This window comes from Oceanobacillus bengalensis (assembly GCF_003628445.1).
Lineage (GTDB): Bacteria > Bacillota > Bacilli > Bacillales > Amphibacillaceae > Oceanobacillus > Oceanobacillus bengalensis.
The window spans coordinates 1-15,125 of sequence record NZ_RBZO01000049.1 but is presented as its reverse complement, the minus strand read 5'-3'; the positions used below and the strand labels follow the sequence as shown (position 1 = coordinate 15,125).

General features: G+C 33.9%; 14 protein-coding genes. 11 read left to right on the top strand and 3 right to left on the bottom strand.

Going from position 1 to position 15,125, the window contains the following annotated elements; genetic code table 11:
* Window positions 1–115: 115 nt before the first annotated feature.
* Window positions 116–283, bottom strand: coding sequence for a hypothetical protein (locus D8M05_RS20340; protein WP_183072866.1), 168 nt, complete (start codon window positions 281–283; stop codon window positions 116–118).
* 238 nt (window positions 284–521) lie between these two features.
* Here D8M05_RS20340 and D8M05_RS18955 point away from each other — a divergent pair, with 238 nt between their 5' ends.
* Both D8M05_RS18955 and D8M05_RS18950 read left to right on the top strand, forming a co-directional pair.
* Window positions 522–1,238 carry a hypothetical protein gene (locus D8M05_RS18955; protein ID WP_147405201.1) on the top strand — a complete coding sequence of 239 codons (717 nt, stop codon included), beginning with the start codon at window positions 522–524 and terminating at the stop codon, window positions 1,236–1,238.
* A 425-nt stretch (window positions 1,239–1,663) separates the two neighbouring features.
* Entirely contained in the window at window positions 1,664–2,623 is a 960-nt protein-coding gene (locus tag D8M05_RS18950) for a metal ABC transporter solute-binding protein, Zn/Mn family (RefSeq protein WP_047986212.1), read from the top strand.
* Window positions 2,624–2,882: 259 nt separating this feature from the next.
* Here D8M05_RS18950 and D8M05_RS18945 read toward each other — a convergent pair whose 3' ends face one another.
* Window positions 2,883–3,971, bottom strand: coding sequence for a YncE family protein (locus D8M05_RS18945; protein WP_047982438.1), 1,089 nt, complete (start codon window positions 3,969–3,971; stop codon window positions 2,883–2,885).
* Window positions 3,972–4,314: 343 nt separating this feature from the next.
* Window positions 4,315–4,917 carry a YdhK family protein gene (locus tag D8M05_RS18940; RefSeq protein ID WP_047986213.1) on the bottom strand — a complete coding sequence of 201 codons (603 nt, stop codon included), beginning with the start codon at window positions 4,915–4,917 and terminating at the stop codon, window positions 4,315–4,317.
* A gap of 192 nt (window positions 4,918–5,109) precedes the next feature.
* Between D8M05_RS18940 and D8M05_RS18935 the strand changes: the two genes are divergently transcribed.
* From D8M05_RS18935 to D8M05_RS18895, 9 genes are all read left to right on the top strand, one after another.
* Window positions 5,110–5,322 carry an SHOCT domain-containing protein gene (locus tag D8M05_RS18935; protein ID WP_047986214.1) on the top strand — a complete coding sequence of 71 codons (213 nt, stop codon included), beginning with the start codon at window positions 5,110–5,112 and terminating at the stop codon, window positions 5,320–5,322.
* Window positions 5,323–5,418: 96 nt separating this feature from the next.
* Window positions 5,419–6,324, top strand: a complete 906-nt coding sequence (locus D8M05_RS18930) for a F510_1955 family glycosylhydrolase (protein ID WP_084710779.1) — start codon at window positions 5,419–5,421, stop codon at window positions 6,322–6,324.
* A gap of 15 nt (window positions 6,325–6,339) precedes the next feature.
* Window positions 6,340–7,068, top strand: coding sequence for a cytochrome c biogenesis CcdA family protein (locus D8M05_RS18925; protein WP_047986216.1), 729 nt, complete (start codon window positions 6,340–6,342; stop codon window positions 7,066–7,068).
* Between the two features lie 310 nt (window positions 7,069–7,378).
* Window positions 7,379–8,569: a D-alanyl-D-alanine carboxypeptidase family protein gene (locus D8M05_RS18920; protein ID WP_121134569.1), complete on the top strand. Its 1,191-nt coding sequence runs from the start codon at window positions 7,379–7,381 to the stop codon at window positions 8,567–8,569.
* 189 nt (window positions 8,570–8,758) lie between these two features.
* Window positions 8,759–10,132: a sensor histidine kinase gene (locus D8M05_RS18915; RefSeq protein WP_047986217.1), complete on the top strand. Its 1,374-nt coding sequence runs from the start codon at window positions 8,759–8,761 to the stop codon at window positions 10,130–10,132.
* A 5-nt stretch (window positions 10,133–10,137) separates the two neighbouring features.
* The gene (locus D8M05_RS18910; protein ID WP_047982432.1) at window positions 10,138–10,812 is read left to right on the top strand and encodes a response regulator transcription factor; all 675 of its coding nucleotides are present in this window, start codon (window positions 10,138–10,140) and stop codon (window positions 10,810–10,812) included.
* Window positions 10,813–10,993: 181 nt separating this feature from the next.
* Window positions 10,994–13,201 carry a copper-translocating P-type ATPase gene (locus tag D8M05_RS18905; protein ID WP_083443578.1) on the top strand — a complete coding sequence of 736 codons (2,208 nt, stop codon included), beginning with the start codon at window positions 10,994–10,996 and terminating at the stop codon, window positions 13,199–13,201.
* A 181-nt stretch (window positions 13,202–13,382) separates the two neighbouring features.
* Window positions 13,383–13,961, top strand: coding sequence for a thiol-disulfide oxidoreductase ResA (gene resA, locus D8M05_RS18900; RefSeq protein WP_121134567.1), 579 nt, complete (start codon window positions 13,383–13,385; stop codon window positions 13,959–13,961).
* 17 nt (window positions 13,962–13,978) lie between these two features.
* Complete coding sequence (locus tag D8M05_RS18895) at window positions 13,979–15,043, top strand: cytochrome c biogenesis ResB family protein (RefSeq protein WP_121134565.1); 1,065 nt, start codon at window positions 13,979–13,981, stop codon at window positions 15,041–15,043.
* Window positions 15,044–15,125 lie beyond the last annotated feature (82 nt).

The window sequence follows — 15,125 nt, the reverse complement described above, 5'->3', positions numbered from 1 at the left end:
TGCTTTCCATTTTATTCTTTTATCAGCATCGTTCATGGCATAACCTCCAGAATATATTTCTAAAGAGATTATCTCATAATCAATCATGGGTTAGAAGGTGTGCATGGTTTGACGCTTACCTATCTTTAGTATGTATATCATAATTTTCTTTTGTGAAAAACCATTCTCCACTAGTCAAAAAATAAACTTTTCCACTATCACAAATTCTTAGTAACTCTCTTAATAATTCTTCTTGCTTTAGGGTTTTTACCCAAAAACTTTCTTCGAAAATGGACTTTTCCATAATATCAACCTCCTTAAAATTTACGTGGTAGGCTGATTGTTATATGTACTTTAAAGTAATGCTTTAATTATTTTTGTATTATCCTACAATTTATTTATAAAACAAATCCCAGCTCGAATCAAATTTATAGAGAGGCCTATTAATTTTATTTAATCATCGACATAATCGATTTGTGAATCATCACTTATCCGCGTATAATTACGACAATAATAAGAGGTGAATGAAGGGCGGAATGTTAATGAATTGCGAAGTATCAAAAATAAAGATAGGTAATCAACTACAGCATCTGTTGGAAGTTAATGGCTTTAATATCTCTGACAATTTATTATTTGAGAACTTAGGTCTTAACCAGTTAAACTTACAAAGATATTTAAACAATGAACAAACTCCAACGTTAGAAGATACCATTCGACAAGCAAATTTCTTTAATACTTCAGTAGATTTTATCACAGGGAATTCGAAGTACGTTTTGGATACATGGGACTATAATTTCTTAGAAGAATTTTTTCTATACTCATCTGAAAAAATAAAAGATCATTTTGATAATCGACATAATATGGGCATAGCTAGTGAAGATAGTATAGAAACAATACTGTTTGGGCTTTTAACTTATATGACACTATCAAGAACTGGAAAATCATTTGAAGACCTGACTGAAGAAGAAATTACGAATAAGAAGGATGCATTTAGAGAAATAATCTCACTACTTCATAGTTGTATAACGATGAGTAATCAAGATTGTTTTGATATAAAAGAGTTGAGGGCATTAAATAGAAGTATTGTAGATTATTTGTTTGGGGATTATAGTTTTGCCAATGAGAGAATCTTTAATGGGTTAGAGGATAACATTGTGGAATCACAAAATGACAGAGTTCAATTACTAAAGGCTTGTATTAATCAAAATATCGAACGCAGCCATAGGGTAGTAAAAATGTTAGATGAATTATCTGAGTAGTATTGTCGCGAATTAGAATTGTTAAAAATTTTAATTACCTGTAGGAAAAACACAGAGGTTTCTCCACAAGCAAAGGGCTGTAAAGTAATACAGCCCTTTGTAATAAAAATTATTCGGCAAGGGAAAACTCATCTTCTGTAACCCATTTGTGACTCGTTACTTATTCTCCACCAGTTGTAGGAACGGAATCAACCATATAAACTGTTGTTCCTGTGCTGAATCTATAACCGCAGTAGCACCTTCCATTCCCTGCATGCCTCGACTGTAACTTCGACCCCTGGCTCCAAAGATGATTAATTCCTATTCTGTACTTGCCATAAATAACATTAGTTGATAAATCGTAATCATTCCTATTTACAAACCGTAATCATTACGATATGATATAAAAGTTAAATAGCAATGAAAAGAATAGGAGGCATTGAGAAATGAAAACTTTTAAGGGAGTTGGAATAGCTTTAATACTTATAATCATTACAATTGGTTGTTCGCCATCCAATCGAGCAACCACAGAAGAAAGTTCGGATTTTACTATCTATACGACGATCTATCCAATTGAATATGCTATTGAAAGGATTGCCAAAGACACAGTGTCAGTTGAAACAGTTTACCCACCTGGGGTAGATGCTCATTCGTATGAACCTACATCAAAAGATATGATTACAATAGCAAAAGGTGATGCATTTATTTATTTAGGTGCTGGATTAGAGGCAATTGCAGAAACTGCTGCAGATTCACTTTCCTCTCAAAGTGTTAAATTAATTGAGATTGGACAGCATGATGAATTATTCATGGCGGACGTGGAGGAACATTCGGATGATTCTCATGAGAATGAAGAAGAATCTGATGAGGGTCATAATCATGGTACACAAGATCCACATATTTGGTTAGATCCACTCAGAATGATTGAACTATCAAAAATAATAAAGGATGAACTTATTACATTAAACCCGGATGAAGAAGCTACTTACAATGAAAATTTTGAAGCATTAGAAGCAGAGTTGATTACATTAGATGAGAGATTTACGGAAGTGTTAGAAGCAAAAGAAAATAAACATATTCTTGTAGCACATGCCGCTTTTGGATATTGGGAAGAACGCTATGGTATAGAACAAATACCTATTAGTGGGTTATCATCAAGTAATGAACCGTCACAAAAAGAGTTAACCAAAATAATTGATCAGGCCGAAGAATTCAATTTAAATCATATTCTTTATGAACAAAACAGTACAAATCGTGTTTCAGAAATAATCCAAGAGAAAATTGGCGCAGAGGCTTTAACCATTCACAACTTGTCTGTTTTAACTGAGGAAGATATTGAAAATAACGAGGATTATATTTCCCTAATGAATTACAATTTAGATATTCTTGATATAGCCACCAAATAATATTAAAAGCAACTACCTATTGTATGTCAGGTATAGACATACAATAGGTAGTTGCTATTTTCATAGTTTAACACTCTGATACATTTATAAAAATGGGAAGCATTGCTTTCATTAACCTTGCCCGTAGAGTGAAGAACCGCTTCAATAGTTATTATTTAATATTATCCCTACAGTTCTTTTTCACATTTTCCTTTTAAAAATATAGCAAGTAAAATAGTGCTTTTGCTATAGTTACAGGATAGATTATGCTTATTTTGAATTAAGGCATTATACTAATTCCATTGGGAATCTCTCCAACTTCAATAGTATTAATAACTTCATTTAACTCTGTGTCAATTACATTTACTGTATTGTCATACATATTTGTTACATATGCGAGTTTACTATCAGGGCTTGTAACAACCCCGTGGGAACCATTACCTACTTCAATTGTTGAAACCACTTCTTTTGTTGTAATGTCGACTTTGGATACTGAATGAGAAGGAGCATCTTCTGTACCTTGATTCGCTACATATGCAAATTTGTCATTATGATCAATATAAACTTGTGCTGGCCCTTGCCCAACGGATACTTTTTCAACTGTATCTGTTTCCAAATCAATAATGGAAAGTGCATTTTCCGTATTCAATGTAGCAACTAATGTTTTACCATCTGAAGTTATACCAACGGTTACAGGAGCTGCTCCTACTTTAATTCTCTTTTCTTCTTTCATAGTCTCTAAATTTATAACACTTACACTATCTTCACCCATGTTTGCAATATAAGCTAATCTACTATCTTTGGATATACGGAACCCATGTGGTCCTTTACCGGTATCAATTGTTTGCACCACAGAGTAATTTGAAGTATCAATGATGGAGACATTATTGTCTTCATTATTTGCAACAAGTACAAACTCTCCATTATTAGTGAATACAACATGTGCAGGATGATTACCAACTTCCACTTTACTTATTAACTCATCTGATTCCGTATTATAAAAGAGAACTGACCCTTTCATAGACATCGTTCCATGATCCCCATGGTTCATTTGAGGAACTAGTGTTGCGGCAAGAACTTTACCATCTGGTGAAACTTGAACATTGTGTACGGAACCTTCTAGTTTGATGGATGATACAACTTGATCTGTTTCTGCATTTATTTTAGTAATACTACCACCTTCGTCAGCTGTAAATATAAAATTCCCTAATGTGTCATCCGCTGTTGCTTGTTCATTTGTATCGGAAACCTCTTTTTCTGTAGTAGTAGTCTCCTTTGAAACAGATTCGGTCGGTGTAGTTTCCCCACAGCCCGCTAGTATTAATACAAAAGCTAATAAAGTTAATATGCTAATTGATATTTTTCGCATATAAAATTTCCTCCTTTTTGTGAATCTATAGTCATAATAAGGAGATTAGGTGACCCTAAATGTGATAAATATCACTCGTTTAAAAAAAGTGGTCAAAATGATTACAACTTATTGAAATTCATAGTTTCTGCAAATTTAGTGTTTATACTTTTATATTTTTAACGTTTTATTTATATTGTTATTTGTCGATATATAAAATATCCTCTCCGAATTATTTGATGGGAAAATTATGATTTACTAATTACTAATTGGGAATAGTTTATTAACCCTATGAAGTGTCTAATTTGGTGCTTTTAACTAAACAAAAAGAGCTGTTAGTTTAACAGCCCTTAGTGACATAAATCTATTCAACTGGTGATAATTCACTCTCTGTAACCCATTTGTGATTCGTTACCATCTCGCCACCTGTGGTAGGCATAAAATCAACCATATAAACTGTAGTTTCTACTGCGGAATCTATCACCGCAGTAGAACTTTCCATTCCCTGCATATGAGTTGCCTCGATAGTAACTTCGGTCCCTGGCTCCAATGGTTCTTGACCAGCATCCTGAATTTCTTCATGAATGACCCATTTGTGATTTTCTACCCGCTCTCCACCGTTTGATGGAGTATAAGAGATAGAATAGACTGTTGTATTGTATGCACCAACAATAGTTGCTTCGGCGCCTTTCATACCACTCATATGGTCTGATTCAATAATAGCATTACTCCCAACCTCATATGTAGGGTTTTCCGTTACTTGAAGATTTTCGGGTACTTCTCCAGAACCTGAGTGTTCCATATTAGCATGTGGATCTGTTTCTGTTTCGTTTTCTCCGGTTGTGCCAGAATCCATATCCATTTCCGCTCCTTCATCTTGATTTGTTTCGTTATTATTGTCTGCACATGCGGTTAATACGAATATGGAGGCTAGTGTGAAAATACCTATTAATATTTTGTTAATCATATGATAGTTACTCCTTTCATTTCAAGGTTCTTTATTACGATTCCCTACAAATATGCAAAATATATGCAGATAATATTACAACTACATTAAAATCATACCTTTCAACATAAAATTATTATCATGTTTTGCATATTTTCTTGATAATTTAATTGTATACTTATTGTAGATACCTAATATAAGAAGGTGGAAATAATGAATTTCATGCATGGATCTAATTTGCCCATGTTAGTTATGATGACCTTTTGGATAGTCTTAATAATTATTGGTTTTTACCTCATATCAAATTACTTAAAAGGAGGAGAAAAAAGGGATTCAATTGATATTTTAAAGGAAAGATTAGCAAAAGGAGAAATAGATGAAGCTGAATATCAACGGTTGAAATCTGTTTTAGAAAATAAAATGTAGAAATCTGTATTTGTCTTTTAAATTTCCTTTATATAAAATATTAGTGATTAATGTAAGTCTAGTAAATGTAATATGAAAGTGGAGGACATTGATAAAGTGATAAGAAAAGCAACGATTATACTAACCATAATAATAGGATTACTAATAGCCGGTTGTACTAATAGCGATAATAAGGAATTTGAAGCCTCCTTTAAAGGTACTGTCGATCATGTACATGGTATGGGGTATGCCGGTGATGACAATGGATTATATTTTGCTACTCATACTGGTTTAAAAATATACCGCGATGGTACTTGGTTTGAAACTACGAAAAATAATAATGATTACATGGGATTTAATGCTGTTGATAAAGGTTTTTATACATCGGGACATCCGGGTAAAGATTCCGATTTACCTAATCCGATTGGAATACAAAGAAGTTTTGATGGTGGGAGAACACTAGAGAGCTTAAAGTTTGAAGGTGAAACAGATTTCCATGCAATGGCGGTTGGATATCAAAGTCATGATATTTTCCTAATGAATCCATCTAAAAACTCTGAGTTGGAAGTGGGACTTTATCTAAGCACAGATGATACAAAATCATGGGAGAGTGTAGAAGCTTCCGGTCTTGAAGGAGATATCCTTGCATTGGCGATTCATCCTACTGATTCTAACTATGTTGCAGCAGCGACTTCAACTGGTGTTTATATTTCAAAAGACGCTGGAACAAGTTTTGAGATAATAACAGATTCCGCCCAAGGTACAGCAGTATTTTTTAACGAAGAAAACTTATATTATGCAAGTTATGGCACTGTTCCATCATTGGTCAAACATAATCTAACAAATGGGGAAGAAGAAAAAATTAATTTGCCAGATTTAACGGAGGATGGTCCTGTGTATATTGCTCAAAACCCTCAAAATGCCCAAGAAATTGCCATTTATACAGTAAAGGGGCAAGCGTATCTATCAAATGATGGTGGAGAAACTTGGAATCAACTTTTAGAAAATGGCAAAGTAAAGTAAGAGAGTTGAAAAGAAATGTTTGATCTATTTAATCAAATTAGTGGAATGTTAAGTGGACCGATTCATGGGCTTGCGTATGGTTTTGAGCATATTCCATTATTATTTGCCTTTTTTCTAGGATTAGTAGGAGCTGTTGCACCATGCCAGCTAACGAGTAATGTAAGTGCTATTACTATTTATGGAAATAAATCTTTAATAGATAAGGTTCCTTGGTTGCATGTGTTTTTATTTATTCTGGGTAAGATTCTAGTTTTTTCTGCACTCGGAATTATAATTTGGTTACTTGGGAAGGAAGCAAATAGTTCATTAACACAATTATTTCCTGTTGTTAGAAAAGCTATGGGGCCTTTACTTATCCTTATTGGATTATTTATGATTGGTTTATTTCGATTTAATAGGGGACTAGGGGTAATTAAACTACCAAAGGGGTTAAAAGATAGCTATTTGGGGAGTTTTTTAATGGGTGTAAGTTTTACCTTAGCATTTTGTCCAACAATGTTTATTCTGTTTATTTTAACACTAATGCCAGTTGTCCTGACTACATCATATGGAGTCATATTACCATCTATTTTTGCGATAGGTACATCATTACCTCTGATACTAGTAATATTTCTGATTTGGTATTTTGGGGCAAGTGGTGTAATTCTCAAAAAAAGCAGGAAAATAGGTGCTGTAACTCAAAAGGTTGCTGGTGTAATACTACTGGTTATAGGTATTTTTGATACTTTAACCTATTGGGTATAAATATAGCAAGTAAAATAAATCGAGACAAATGTTTGTTGGGAATTTCTATTTTACAATTGGTACTACAAAGAAATCCTACTGAAAAGTCTTCAGTAGGTTTTTCTAGTTAGATTCATCCATAATATTACTTAATTTTATATTAATTATCTAAATAATTCACCCTGGCTAACAAGTTTTATTACATGTAAGTAACAATAATTAAATAAATATTTCACACCGTCTTTTTCACATTTTCTGCACAAATAAGTTATAAAATTACAAAGAATACTTGGCCTAAAGAATTAAAATACTACAACAATCGGGTGATAACATGAAAAAGATGGGTTTTATTTTAACAAATTTAATTGTATTGAACTTACTTTTACCAATAGTGACTTTTGGGCATTCTAATACATCTCCTCCAAGCCTAAACAGTGAAGCAGCAATTATAATTGAAGCAAAATCTGGTGCAGTTATATATGAGGAAAATTCGAACGCAAAAATGTATCCTGCAAGTTTAACTAAAATTGCAACAGCTATTTATGCCATAGAAAATGGCAACCTAGATGAAGTTGTAACTGTTAGTGAAAACGCCAGAGGTACAGTTGGATCTAGTGTTTATTTGGAAGAGGGGGAAAAAATAACCTTATTACAGCTTGTACAGGGGTTATTAGTTAATTCGGGGAATGATGCAGGTGTAGCGATAGCAGAACATCTGAGTGGTAGTACTGAGCGATTTTCCCATGATATTAATGAATATTTAGAAAACAAGATTGGGGTTCAAAATACAAACTTTATAAATCCACATGGATTATTTAATACAGATCATTTAACAACTGCAGAAGATTTGGCTAAAATCACACAGTACGCCATTGAAAATGAAACATTTAAAGAAATTTTTGCGTTAAAAGAAGTAAATTGGGATGGCGAGACATGGGATACCACCCTTTATACGCATCACAAGCTAATGAGGGAAATACCATATGAGGGTATCACAGGGGGGAAGACAGGTTTTGTAGAAGAATCAGGTTATACATTAGCTACAACTGCCGAAAGAGATAATCTTAGCTTAATCATCATTACCTTGAATAGTGAACACGAAATGGAGGCATATACAGACACAACAAATCTATTAAACTATGCATTTGAAAACTATAAAACTTCGAAAGTCTCCGCTGGGACTACATTTAAAGTTGAAAATAAAGAATATCAATTGTCAAAGGATTACTATTATACTCATTTGATTAATGAGCAGGTAAAATTTGAGGCAAATAATAGCGGTGTGTTAAATATTATTACTGAGGAAAATGAAATTTTGGCCTCGACACAGTTAAGCAGTACTCAAGTAGAAGAATTAGCAAATAATACAACTCAGGGAAAAAATGATATTGTTAAGGGGAACAATAAAGAAAGTAGTATATTTTTATTTAGTAAATATATGAATGAGTTGATTTATATTGTATTAATGTTATCTTTTGGGATATTGGGCCTAGTGTATTATCAAAATCGAAAAGTATTATAATAATAACTCTCTCAAATAAAATGCATTTAAGTATACTGATAGATACAAATTTTTTTAAGTGAAAATGAAAAATCTACTGCCACAAAATTGGAATAATTATCATTTATTATGGGTTTATTTGGTGAAGAAACATCCAAATTACAACTCTTATTACACTAGCCCGTCATTATACTGTAAAAGAGGTCTTTTATGTTTAACAAACTATCGCTTAAAATTGGTATGTTGTTTTTTGTTTTTATACTAATCATCGAGATTCTTGTTTATTTTATTCTCTATACAACTATCGCAAATGAACGAATAGAAGAGGTAATGGACAGTTTATTAGCAAGGGCAAACACCCATAGTGCTATTTTAGAGAATAACTTTAATAGTTCTACAATGGAACATGTAGCTATCATGGAGTCAGAATCTGAATATGCAGTAATTATTACAGACGAGGATGGTAATGTCTTAATAAACTCAGATCCTATAGAAAAAGAAATGTTAGATATTATTGAACATACCGATTACGAAGAAATACCTAGTGGTGGAAAAGTTTTAGAGCAACGATGGACGGAAAGACAATATATTGCTGCAGATAGTCCAATTAATATTAATGGAGACCACCATGGCCATGTAATTATGTTCGCCAATACTAATATAGTTAAAAACATGGTTAATCATTTAAGTGATCAATTTGTCTGGATAGGAATAACTACAGTAATTCTTACAATTATTACGGTATTCTTCCTGTCTCGATTTATTACAATACCGTTAATGAAAATGAAACAAGCGACGGAGCAGCTAAGCAAGGGGAAAACTAAAGTATCGTTACATACAGACCGAAAAGATGAGTTAGGTGAACTAGCTAGTACCATAATGAAGTTATCCAATGATTTAGAACGATTAAAAAAGGATAGAAACGAATTTTTAGCAAGTGTCTCTCATGAACTAAGAACCCCGCTAACTTATATTAAAGGGTATGCAGACATCATTAATAAACAGGATATATCTATTCATGAAAGAAAGGAATATCTTGATATTATACGCGAAGAGACGAATCAATTGACAGTTTTAATAAGAAATTTGTTTGAATTAGCTAAAATGGACGAAAATAGATTCATTATAAATAGAAGAAAGGTAGAACTTAGAAAACTAATCCAAACTGTTGAAGAACTAATCAGACCTGGCTTAGAAGAAAGAAATATTAGGTTTTCAGTTATTTGTCCCGAAAATATAATTGCTAATATTGACCCGGAAAGAATACAGCAGGTCTTATTAAATATTCTAGATAACGCAATTAAACATACGAGTCCGGGGGAAACCATCTCAATTAGGGTTATACAAAATGAAATGGAAATAAAAATAACTATTGAGGATGAAGGGGAAGGGATTCCAAAGGAGGACCTACCTTATTTATTTGACCGTTTATATCGTGTTGAAAAGTCTCGCTCTAGAGAAAGTGGAGGTACAGGGTTAGGTTTGGCAATAGCAAAGGAAATTATAGAATCCCATGAAGGAAGAATTGAAATTCAAAGTAAGATTGGAAAAGGAACCAGTGTTAATATATTTCTTAAGAGGTGATTGGGTTGGTGAAAGTATTATTAGTTGACGATGAAAAGCGAATGTTAGATTTGCTAGAATTATATTTAAGAGCACATAAGTATAAATCAAAAAAAGCTTTAAGTGCCAAAGAAGCATTATCGTACTTAGAAGAAGAGACTTTTGACATTGTATTAATTGATATTATGATGCCTGAGATGAATGGTTGGGATTTATGCCGTACAATTAGAAAAAATTCCGACGTTCCAATTATTATGGTTACCGCCCGTGAACAGAAAGAGGATATCGTTAAAGGGCTGAAATTAGGTGCGGATGATTATATTACCAAACCATTTGATGAAGAGGAATTATTGGCCAGAATAGAAGCTTTATTACGTAGAAGTAGCACAGCAAACAAAATAGAGGTAAATGGATTATTATGGAATGAGGATGAGTTCGAGTTATCTTATAATAATAAACTGATTAAATTAACACCTAAAGAATTTACCATGTTGGGGTATTTGATGAAAAAACCAAATCAAGTATACACAAGAGAGCAATTAATCGAGTTAATTTGGGGATATGAATCACAGACCGATGGAAGAACGGTTGATTCTCATGTCCGTAATATTCGCGATAAAATTCGCCAGGTGGGTTTTCCAATTGAAGATTATTTCCTAACTGTTTGGGGACTTGGATATAAGTGGGTTAATAAAATTTAGTAATTGAAATTAGTCACTGGAACAAAGTCTATGTTCATGATTTTATCACAAATCCACACAAAAGTAGTAACAAACAATCAATTTTATTGTATACCATACAGGGGTATGGTAATATGTGAATAGGGATAGAAAATAAAGTAGATGTTAACAGTAGAATATCTTAAAAAGGAGAGTGGTAATAATGGATAAGCACCATCATGAAAATCATAACCACCACAAACATAGTGGACATGATCACCATAATCATAAAGAACATATGGGACATGAACATCACAATGGTAGTGAAAATCATGAGCATCACGAACACCATAATCAACATGAACACATGGAACATGGACATCACAATCATGAACAACACGAGCACCATAGAGACCATAACCAACAACATAACGGTCATGAACATCATAATCATAGCCATGCTCACCATGGACATGGAGGACATGGAGGACACCACGAGCATATGGTAGAAGACTTTAAGAAGCGTTTTTGGATTTCATTAGTCCTAGCAATACCAGTTTCTTATTTGTCACCTATGATTCAAATGCTTATTGGCTATGAAGTGAACTTTACGGGGGATACCCTTGTACTTTTCATACTTTCTACTATTGTATTTTTCTATGGTGGAAAGCCGTTCTTGCTTGGTGCATGGGATGAACTTAAAGGTAAATCTCCTGGCATGATGATGTTAATTACACTAGCTATAGTGGCTGCTTATGTATACAGTACCTTAACAGCATTTTTTATCGAGGGTAGTGATTTCTTCTTTGAACTAGCTACACTTATTGTCATTATGCTACTAGGACATTGGATAGAAATGAAATCCCTTATGGGTGCTTCCAAGGCATTGGAGGAGTTAATTAAATTAATGCCCAAAGAAGCTCACAAATTAGATGAGTCAGGCAATATTATTGAAGTAACAGTAGAGGATTTACAGCCAGGGGACCGAATCTTAGTTAAGTCGGGTGAAAAGATTCCTATTGATGGTGAAATATACGAAGGTGAGTCTACAGTGGACGAGTCCATGCTTACTGGTGAATCGGTACCGGTCGAAAAGGGTCCTGGAATGGAAGCGATTGGTGGAGCTGTCAATGGTGACGGTGTTTTAAAGATAAAGGTAAGTAAAACAGGAAATGATACGTACCTATCTCAAGTAATAAAATTAGTGAGTGACGCTGAAAAGACCAAATCAAAAGCTCAAGGATTTGCCGACATTGCAGCCAAATGGTTATTCTATGTTGCTGTTGTTGTAGGGATTATAACTTTCGCCGTCTGGTGGACTACTGGGGATGTAGATTTTGCCCTAGAACGAATGGTTACCGTTTTAATTATTGCTTGTCCACACGCACTTGGTTTAGCAACACCTCTAGTAACATCTAGATCTACTGCCATTGCAGCTAAAAATGGTTTGTTAATTCGAAATAGAATAGCGTTTGAAAGTGCATTTAAATTGGATCGAGTGGTGTTTGATAAAACAGGTACCCTTACGGAAGGTAATTTTGGTGTTACGGATGTTCATCCAATTGAGGGTATTAGTGAAGAAGAGTTATTAAAACTAGCTTATTCTGTTGAAACACAATCAGACCATCCCATAGCTAAAGGAATTGTCAAAGAAGGAAAAGAACGTAATTTACAACCCTATGATGTTAGGGATTATCAAAATCTAACTGGTAAGGGATTAGTAGCAAAAATAGGAGAAGATGAAATAGCTGTTATAAGTCCCGGCGCTATGAGAGCCAATAAAATTTCTTTCGATGAAAAAACCTATGATCAATTAGCTTTACAAGGAAAAACAGTTGTATTTGTCCTTAAAAATAATATTTTGCAAGGAATGATAGCACTCGCTGATATTATCCGTGAATCTTCTTACAAGGTTATAAAAGAGTTGAGTGATCTCGGAATTGAGACTGTTATGATGACTGGGGACAATAGCCGTGTTGCAAATTATGTGGGTGAAAAACTAGGAATTTCTAAAGTTATTGCCGAAGTGCTTCCCCATGAGAAATCAAACAATGTAAAGTATTTAAAACAAGACGGGAAAAAGGTTGCTATGATCGGTGATGGAATTAACGATGCACCTGCTTTAGCGGAAGCCGATTTGGGAATTGCTATTGGGGCAGGTACAGACGTTGCAATTGAGACCGCTGATGTTGTATTAGTTAACAGCAATCCGGTAGACATTTTAAGTATCCTTAAACTGTCGAAAGCAAGTCGTAGAAAAATGGTTCAAAACTTGGGCTGGGCTGCTGGATATAATATCCTTGCGATTCCACTAGCTGCTGGTGTACTTTATAGTATCGGGATTGTGATAACACCTGCTGTTGGCGCAGCAATAATGTCACTTAGTACTATAATATGTGCCATCAATGCTCAATTATTAAAGATTGACTAACCGAATAATATATCGTGGCTAAGCAAGAATATCTTGTTTAGCCATTTTTTTTATTCTGGCAATTGCTTATGTCATAAAGATTTCATTAAATCTTGACAGTTTATGCATATATTTTTCCTACACTTAAACGGATTGTACTTATGAATACTTTTCAATTAAAAGCGCTTAGGAGTTGACGTATATGAGCTTAGAGGAAGCTAAGAGGAAAAAGAAAGATAAAAAAAGAAATCGCTTTATTTTCAGAACATCTATTTTGGTGCTATTGGCAGGGGCCATAATATTTGCATTAGTTTCTAATTTGCAAGGAGATACAACTATTTATCGGGTTGGGGATACAGCCCCGGATTTCCAATTAAATCAGATTAATAATTATAACGAATTAGAAACAGTGCGCTTAAGCGATTATAGTGGAAAAGGAGTTATGTTAAATTTTTGGGGAACTTGGTGTAAACCATGTGAGGAAGAAATGCCATATATGCAAGCACTCTACCCTGAATATCAAGAAAAGGGTGTAGAGATTATTGCGATAAATCTTGATGCAACAGAATTCGTAGTTGATAAATTTATCGATAAATATGACTTAACTTTCCCTGTACCACACGATACAAGAGATCAAGTTCGTGACTTGTATAAAGTAGGTCCTCTTCCAAGTACCTTTTTTATAAGTCCTGAGGGAGAAATAGTTGAAGTTGTAGAAGGTGGACTTTCACTTGATCGATTAGAAGGATACCTTAAACAAATTCAACCCACGGAATCATAAGCCAGAGAGGGATGTAAATGAAGCATATAAAATGTGAATGTGGTCATGTAAATCCAGAGGGCACTGTCCTTTGTGAAGCATGTGGTAAACCAATAGAAGGAAATCAGCATATTGATGGAAACGATAAAAAGAAACTATTAAATATGCGCTATGAAGGAAGTGCCAGAAGGTCTACTACATTTAACAAATCAATAGTTGACAAAGTATGGAGTTTTTTCTCCTCGGTTAAGGTTGGTGTATGGTTAATTGTTATTGCATTAATTGCATCCGGAATTGGTACTATATTACCACTTGAACAATACATTCCAGCAAATGCAATATCACGAGATCCAGCAATATTTTATCCGGAGACTTACGGATTATTTGGGAAAGTATATTATCAATTGGGTTTTCACAACTTATATAGTTCCTGGTGGTATCTCATTATATTAGCATCCATTGGGGTATCCTTAGTAATTTGTAGTATTGATCGATTCGTCCCACTATATCGAGCATTAAAGCGTCAAAAGGCTAAGCGACATGAATCCTTTATTAATAGACAGCGTTTTTATAGTCAAACTGAAGTAGTTTCTCAGAAAGAATTTAATACAGTCAAGGAACGTCTGCAAAGGCAACGCTATCGAATTAAAGAAGAAAATGGACATATAGTCGCGGAGAAAGGCAGATTTTCTAGATGGGGTCCTTATGTCAATCATATTGGTCTTATTATCATTCTCATTGCAGCATTATTGAGAACAACTTCCTTTTTCTATTTAAGTGAGTATGTTTGGGTAAGAGACGGGGAACTTACAGTCATTCCCGGCACAGACAGCGAGTATTATATCGAGAATAAGAAATTCATATTAGATACATATGATATAAATGATAAACGTTTTAAAGATGCTCTTGCAAAAGAGGGGAGAATAATTCCTAGTAACTTCCAGACAAATGTTACTATTTTTAAGGCTGAGGAACCCGGAGTAATCGGTGTTGAAGAGGACCTAGTAAAAATTAATGATTTTGAAATAAGAATGAATGAACCAGCAAAATTTGGTGGTTATACTGTAAGCCCGAATTATAAAAAAGTGCACTTTTCAAAGTAAACATGACAAATAACCGTGAATCCATGATTTTTAAATTGGATTTACGGTTATTTCACTTTATTCGCACATTCCTCTTGAATTA